Consider the following 6,741-nt stretch of genomic DNA (forward strand, 5'->3'; position numbering starts at 1 on the left):
GAATAAGATGGTTACCCAACTAGCGGCCATGAACGAAAAACATGTTGAACCCCTTTTACAGTTCTTCCAACAATCTCGATTAGAGGAGTTAACCGTAGAAGAGTTAGCCGTACTTGAAAATCAATTATTAGCGATGATGAAGCAGAAGAATACCGAAAGAGTGACAGATATTCAGCAGCAATTAAAAAGTGCAGCAGACCGGGAGCAAGAGGCTTATAACCGGATCGGGCAGAGTGCTCGCGATCGTGTAGAACAACACATTCTCATTTAACAGTTGCAAAATATAATTTTTAATATTAATATTAATATTAATATTCACATCAGAAGAATATTTTGGAATGGGGGGGATATGAATTAATGATCATATACACAAATTTTTCTGTAATAAGGACGCTCGTAGTTCAACAAACTGAAAGGCCGGACTAGAAGTCAAAACTTGGGTACTTATTTAGCCAGTTGCAAAATATAATTTATTATTAATAATAATACAAATATAATAGTAAAATTTTGGGGGAGTAATCATTTGTGAATAGGAAGATGACTTTGAAAAAATTAAGTCGAATCAGTCTTATTATTGCGGTAACAAGTTGCAATTTATTAGCTACAGAAATTTATTTTCCTTCTCATTTGTATGCAAAAGGACAAACACCTGCTGCAGAGCTCGAATCCCTATTCACCATAGGCGAAGAACAACTACAAGCAGTAAAGAAAGAAAAACAAACGGAACTAGAAGAACAACAAAAAAAATTAAATGAAGAAGAGAAGATGCTAGCTACAAAAATGAAACATGCGAAAGAACTTTATGAACAAATTATGAAAGAAATAAGGGAAAATAGTAATGGGTACAATGTAGGAAAAATTTCTGATACGATTCTATTATCGCAAATACTACAGGGGAAGCGGCCTAAAGGTCGAGGATCGGATAAGCGGGTAATAGAGCAAATAAAAGCCATCCGTGAAGGCCAAAAACAAGTGAAGGCAACCAAGAAAAGAATAGCCGAGATGGCAGCCCACTATGATCAGCAAATTACTGCATTAGAGCAAAAGCAAGCCCAACATCAAGCGCAACAGCAAAGCCTGCAAAATAATCAACAAGCGCTGCTGCAAGTTGAAAAAAAAGCGGCACAAGCAGATGGTCAGGCGAAGCAGCAACGAATCGAATTATATCAACATACAATACAACGGATCACAAATGCAGTAAACAGCATGATACAAGACTTGGAATCAAGCATTGCGATGATTTCGTCTGAATTAAGTACACCAGCAAATGATCATGTAAAAACAATGGTATCTACCCTACATGCGATAGCGAATTATAAAAATATAGAACAAATGACGTCGAAATTGGAAACCCAATTGGGTCACTTGCCACCTGAAATCATAGAAGAGCGGAGTACGGTTTTGCTTCAGCCCCTCCAAGCAAAACAACGGAATCTGCATACCCAACTGAATAATATAGTCACCCAACTAACGGCGATGGACCAAAAACATGCTGAACCTCTATTGCAGTTCTTCCAACAATCTCGATTAGAGGAGTTAGCCGTACTTGAAAATCAATTACTAGCGACGATTAAGCAGCAAAATGCCGAGAAAGTGACAGCTATTCAGGAGCAATTAAAAAGAGCAGAAGAACGGGAGCAAGCGGCTTATAACAAAATTGGGCAGAGTGCTCGTGAGCGTGTAAAACAACAAAGGCTTGATGGTGAAGTGTTACTCGTCGATCTATGGGCAAACTGGTCAGAAGAGGGAGAGGAGCGTGAAGCTGCACAGCGGCGTGCCGAAGCGAGGACGAAACAACTGATTCAAGTCCTAAAAAACCCGCAAGGGCTCTCTTATCGCAGTCTGTGGCAGGCCATTCATCCAGAACAAGGAACAACGATGCCATCCACGCAGAAAACAGAAAATAACCAAGCAAAACAACGGCTATTTACCACCGTGGAGCAAGCTTCCCACAATGCAAGTATGGCTGTTGATCTGGGACAACAGTTGAAAAGGATTATGGATGGGATAAAGGGGGAGCAGGCTAGAAAAATAGCCAATGAACCTACATTTGCAAAATTTTTCACCGAGCTTGGAAACAGTTTAGCAGAATCGCTCCAGCATCCAAATCAAATACCCAATGCGATATGGGAATCCAATAAGCAAGCGGTACGAGCCGTGGAAGATAGCTTGCAGGCTAGCTTGTTCGGTCCCGGGGAAACGGAAACGAATGCGCATATCCGACAGCAAGTGGACAAGCAACAAGTGCTGCGAACGATGGTGTCGCTGGCACAATTGATAGAGCAAATCGATTCGGAAATAACGATATCGGATTTGGTAGCCCAAGCGCAATTGGTTGCCGCTATGGAGCAAGCAGCTGGGACAGAGGAAGAGCGTGCCGCATATTGGAGTAATCTAGAGGCAGCAGCGGAGAACGTGCTCCAGGTCAAGCAAGCCAAAGCGAACATAAACGGGCAACGACAAGCTTTACAACCTATATTTTTACCTATGGTTGAAATGATCGAGCATAACTTGTTCGACAGTCCTGGGTGGCAAGCACAGATTTTAGATACACTGAAATACGTTCAATTTATTTTGCTAGCCATTGATCCGATTGGAAGTTTTGTGCCTATCAGCCCAGAAGACGCAACGATCCTAAGTATAAAAGCAGCCAGTCAAGGAGTAGGCATTTTATCAAGAACGGCCACCAAGCTTGAAGCGATAAAGAACAGCGCGGTTGAGGTAGAAGAGATAGCAAGGAAACAAATAAAGAACAGTGCGGTTGAGGTAGAAGAAACAGCAGGGAAACAAATAAAGAACAGTGCGGTTGAGGTAGAAGAGACAGCAGGGAAACAAATAAAGAACAGTGCGGTTGAGGTAGAAGAGACAGCAAGGAAACAAATAGGCGATGAGATCGTTGAAGACGAGATTGCCGTAAAAGAAAAGGAGATCCGAGTTTGTAGACCGTGCGGTATCGGAGGTAGAGCCAAGCGGTCAATAGTAGAATGCTGTGAAGTAGAACCACAACCGGGGACAAGCAAGTCAATGGAACAGCCAGAGTTAGATGATAACATTCCAGCCCCGCCGATAGAAGAAGAAATTGCAGTGATGGTAGGGAGAGAAGAACAACCGCAACCGGGGCCAAGCAAGTCAACGGAACAGCCAGAGGTAGATAACACCATTCCAACTGTGAAGCCGAAGGATACGGAGGCAATTGAACAAGCCTTAAATGAAATTGCGGAAACGAATGATGCACCTTTACCTTATGATATAGAGCAAGCTGCTACAAAAGATCAACACAACAATAGATTTACATCAATTCTAGAACTTGATAGCAGACAATCCAATAAAAATGCCGGTCAATCACAGGAAAACAAAATTGTACAGTTTACGGGTGATAGAGAAATTGAAGCTAAATCATGGATAAATAAGGAGGCTGGAAAGTGGGAAAATGTTGCAACACCAGAAGAATACGACGCACTTATGATTTACAACGAGGGCGATGATTTTGTTCGTCGAGAAAATGGTTTTCGACAAATACAGGGGCAGTTAAGAAAAAACAAAGGTAATCCCGGGGATAATCCTAATATCAGACATATTAATAATATTTTTGAAAAAATGGAGCCTCTTTCTGAGGATGTAATCGTATATCGAGGCTTAGACGAGCTCATTATTCCTGATTTAAATAATGAGAGCTTGCAGAGGGTTTTGGATAAGCTTCATAATGATATGTCATTCAGACTTCACCTGACCCCTGAAGAATATAAGTCTTATCTTAGCCAAAACAAAAATATGGAGGCAATATTAGCAAAACGTGCTGAAGAAGTCCTTAAAGAAACTGGAGAAGATTTTCGCTATAGTGTAGAAAAACATGAAGCATTTGAAAAGAATTTCAGACAATTTAAGGATAAATTTACGGGTCAAGCGATTAAAGACTACGGATATATGAGTACTTCTATTAATCCGGATATTTCCAGTTCCTTTGGCCGTTCATTTTTTGTAGAGCTTCGTCTACCGAAAGGGGCAAAAGCAATAGCTATCCCCTCAGATTTTGAGAACGGCTTAGAACTTGAAATGCTTTTACCAAGTGGGACAGAATATATTATAAAAAATGTTGAAACCATTACTGTTAATACTAATAAAATTCATCAAACTAATGAAACTAATCAAACTAAAAAAATAAAAATTACAGCAGATGTGAAACCACCTTTAAAATATGTCATGAAAGATCAAAACGGGGATTCATGGTTATTCAAAGTAAATGATAAACCCGGATATTTTGATTGGGTAGGTGAAGCTGAAGTTGGCACGAATAAACTATTGAAGACAGTAGGATTGCCGTCAATAGAGGTTAAAAATGAAACGATTGACATACCAGATAAGGGAAAGCTATCCGGTTTACTACAGAAGATGGTCGACCTTAAAATCCGGGGATTAGGGGACATAGATGTAAGTAAATTAACCAATGAAAATCGGGTTCAGTTGCAGCAATATCAGATCATTGATTATTTGATTGCAAATTTGGACTGTTCTGCAGATCATTTTGGAGTTGATTATAGCAACAATATCGTAGCCCTTAATAAAGGAAAAATTTTAAAAAATACAGGTAATAACCCTAGTTTAATCAATTCGATCTTGAATCCGGATTCTATTTTGTCTCTAATTGAAGGAGATAAGTATAATACACCTTATTACCCTACAATGTGGAATGGGTGGTTGAAAAATAAATACGAAATGGACTTCATGGCTGTAAAACCGCTTATCGAAAAGATTGAACGTTTATCAGATACTGAATTATCAGATATGTTTAAGGCTTACGCAGAAGGACGGGAAAAACAGACTGGAAAATCAGCCAAGGAATTGTTAGATAATTTAGTGGAGCGAAAAAATACAATTCGCTCAAAAGTTGAAGTTTTTTATAAAGAATTGGCATACGAGAAAGGAATTACATTTGAAGGGTTCTCTCCTTCAATGCAGAACACGAACGTCCTCAAAATTGAGGGATTAGGGCAAATAGATGTAAGTGAATTAACCCATGAAAATCGGGTTGATTTACAGGTACGCCAAATAGTAGATTATTTGACTGCAAATCCAAATTGTTATGCAGATCATTTTGGGATTGATCATACCAACAATATTGTAACAATCGATAAAGCTTTGAAGCCTACTGGAAATCATTCTGAAACTTCCAATTTCACAGTAAGTCCAGACTCTATTTTGTCCTTGGTTAAAGGAAATGAGCGTAATGCGCCTTATTATGCAACCATGTGGAATGGGTGGCTGAAAAATAAATACGAAATGGACTTCATGGCTGTAAAACCGTTTATTGAAGAGATTGAACGTTTGTCAGACACTGAATTTTTAAGTATGGTTAAAAGTGATGTAAATGAACGTGCAAAACAGACGGGAAAATCGGTAGAGGAATTGTTACATGGTTTTAAAGAACGAAAAAACAAAATCCGATCAGACGTTGAAGCTTTTTATAAAAAATTAGCACACGAGAAAGGAATTTCATTCGAGGGCTTCTCCTCTGCTCAAACAAACGATGGATTCACTTTTGTTGGTAATGCCGATTTTCTTGGTGGTCAATCTGAAAAATATATTATGAAAGATCAAAACGAGGACTCCTGGTTATTTAAAGTAAATGGTAAACCTGGTAAGTTTGATTGGGTAGGCGAAGCTGAGGTTGGCGCAAATAAACTATTACACGCTTTGGGTCAGCCGTCAGTAGAGATTGAAAATACAACGTTTGACATACCAGATAAGGGTAAGTTATCAGGTTCACTACAGAAAATGATCGACCTCAAAACTTGGGGATTAGATCAAATAGATGTAAGCAAATTGAGCAATGAAAATCGAGTTCAGTTACAACAGCATCAGATCATTGATTATTTGATTGCGAATCTAGATTGTCATTCAGATAATTTTGGGATTGATTATCGTAATCATATTGTAGCCTTCGATAAAGGGCAGGCTTTGAAGCATATTGGAGATCATTCTGAAATTACCAATTTCACATTGAATCCAGACTCTATTTTGTCCTTGGTTGAAGAAAATGAATATAATGCACCCTACTACCCAACCATGTGGAAGGGGTGGTTGGGAAATCAATACGAAATGGATTTTATGGCTGTAAAACCGCTTATCGAAAAGATTGAACGTTTATCAGATACTGAATTTTCAGATATGTTTAAGGCTTATGCAGAAGGACGGGAAAAACAGACTGGAAAATCAGCCAAGGAATTGTTAGATAATTTAGTGGAGCGAAAAAATACAATTCGCTCAAAAGTTGAAGCTTTTTATAAAGAACTAGCACGCAAGAAAGGAATTACATTTGATGGCTTTTCCTCTGATGCAATGAAAGAATCGATAAATAAGCTTGCAAGTTGATGGGTATCGTAATGGTTTTTCCCTCTGTAGCCTACTATTTTGAACATATTGCATCAAAATAGGGCTTAGCAGGGCATGAAATTTTTAATTATATCCTGAAGAAGGGTACTTTTCAAAGTGCCTTTCTTCAGGATATTTACGTTTTTTAAGGGATAGCGCCACATCGCCATCAAGCTAAGCGTTCCAAAAGGCCTAATACCAGCCTAAAAGATGATTGGACAGTGCGTTTTCTTAAATTTCTGATAACAAAACCCAAGTTAGAAAAAAAGTACCCCAGTTTGTTTATTGCATACTAAAAATGCCTAGAATTGCAGCGTAAAAGTGCTTAGATCAGATGCAAAAAAAAGGCACTTGTCAGCCCCTTACATTCCT

Annotated in this window: 2 protein-coding genes; both read left to right on the forward strand. The window is 38.9% G+C overall.

Annotation, left to right across the window (positions count from 1 at the left end; genetic code table 11):
• On the forward strand, window positions 1-271 hold a 271-nt coding region (locus PPOP_RS22705; protein WP_006286123.1), incomplete at its 5' end, for a hypothetical protein.
• Between the two features lie 254 nt (window positions 272-525).
• Window positions 526-6,369 (forward strand): ADP-ribosyltransferase, encoded by a 5,844-nt coding sequence (locus tag PPOP_RS09780; protein ID WP_042228274.1) that lies wholly within the window; start codon window positions 526-528, stop codon window positions 6,367-6,369.
• Window positions 6,370-6,741 lie beyond the last annotated feature (372 nt).

It is taken from the genome of Paenibacillus popilliae ATCC 14706 (assembly GCF_000315235.1).
GTDB lineage: Bacteria > Bacillota > Bacilli > Paenibacillales > Paenibacillaceae > Paenibacillus_B > Paenibacillus_B popilliae.